Below are 1,249 nucleotides of genomic sequence, written 5' to 3'. Positions count from 1 at the left end.
TGAACTGGCCTAATGATTTTGGACACCTTCATCGGGCGTTATGATGGCGCCCAATTGGAGGCAATATCAGTGCGTAAATCTTATTCAAGAGAGTACAAAGTCCAAGCCGCTGAAATGGTGCTGGACGGCGGGCAGTCAGTTCCTGAGGTCTGTGCAGCCCTTGGGCTGGGCCCTACCGCGCTTCGCCGCTGGGTTGAGCAGGTGCGCGAAGAGAGAGTCGGCAAGGTTCCGGCCGGAGCCAAAGCGATCACTCCCGAGCAGCAACGAATTGAAGAACTCGAAGCGCTGGTTCGGCAAAAGGATCGGGATATCGAAATCCTAAAAAAGGCCAGTGCTCTCCTGCTTCGGGACTCCAAAGATCGTTCTCGCTGATCAACGAGCTGAGTGAGCAATACCCTGTTGTCGACTGCTGCCGCGTGCTTGGGGTTAAGCGCAGCAGTTTCTATGCATGGCGCAAACGGCAAGGACGTGAAAACCCGGCCAGAGATGCTCTACGCCTGCTGGTAATCAAGCACTTCAACGCATCGCGAGGGGCTTCTGGCTCACGAACACTCATGCAGGAGCTGCGGCATGAAGGCCATGAAGTCGGGCGGTACAAAGTGCGTGCGTTGATGCGCGAAGCTGGCCTGAAGTGCAAGCAGCGCAGGCCGCACCGCTATCGGTCATCAGGGGCAGAAGCGTTGATCGCCGAGAATCAGCTGAAGCGCAATTTCAAGGTTTCGGCGATCAATGAGGTTTGGTGTGGCGATGTGACCTACATCCAGGTTGGCAGGCGCTGGCTGTACCTAGCCGCCGTGATTGACCTCTATGCCCGTCGCGTAGTGGGTTGGGCATTCTCGATGATTGCAGATGCCAACTTAGCTTGTAACGCCCTGCGCATGGCCGCTGAATCGCGGGGTAGGCCGGCGGGCGTAATGTTTCATTCAGACCAGGGTTGTCAGTACACCAGCCATAAATTCAGAGCCGCGCTCGATGAGTACAACTTGAAGCAGAGTATGAGCCATCGAGGCCAATGCTGGGATAACGCTGCCATGGAGCGATTCTTCGGAGCATTGAAATCAGAATGGGTGCCGGCAGAGGGTTACGAGACCGAAGCGCAAGCACGAGTGGATATCCAGGCTTATCTGATGCGCTACAACCTCAAGCGCCTCCACAGCTACAACGGCTATGAAACGCCAGTAGCCATGGAGGAAAAGCTCAAGGCAGCGGCATGAACCTTAACCGGTGTCCAAAATTACTTGACCACTAC

General features: G+C 55.6%; 2 protein-coding genes. Both read left to right on the top strand.

Annotated features, from left to right (window positions below; all coding sequences use genetic code 11):
• Nucleotides 1-12: 12 nt before the first annotated feature.
• A complete protein-coding gene (locus RR51_RS31725; protein ID WP_052261143.1) occupies nucleotides 13-372 on the top strand; it encodes a transposase in 360 nt (119 codons plus the stop codon).
• The gene (locus RR51_RS28410) at nucleotides 369-1,214 is read left to right on the top strand and encodes an IS3 family transposase (protein ID WP_039615478.1); all 846 of its coding nucleotides are present in this window, start codon (nucleotides 369-371) and stop codon (nucleotides 1,212-1,214) included. The genes RR51_RS31725 and RR51_RS28410 overlap by 4 nt, the downstream gene beginning before the upstream one ends.
• Nucleotides 1,215-1,249 lie beyond the last annotated feature (35 nt).

Source organism: Pseudomonas sp. C5pp (assembly GCF_000814065.1).
Classification (GTDB): Bacteria; Pseudomonadota; Gammaproteobacteria; order Pseudomonadales; family Pseudomonadaceae; genus Aquipseudomonas; species Aquipseudomonas asiatica.
Note: the sequence above shows the minus strand (reverse complement) of the source record. Positions and strands in the feature narration are given on the sequence as shown.

Bases quoted from the DNA above. Each gene is read 5' to 3' on its own strand.
- RR51_RS31725 (WP_052261143.1), top strand. From the start codon at position 13: ATGATTTTGGACACCTTCATCGGGCGTTATGATGGCGCCCAATTGGAG.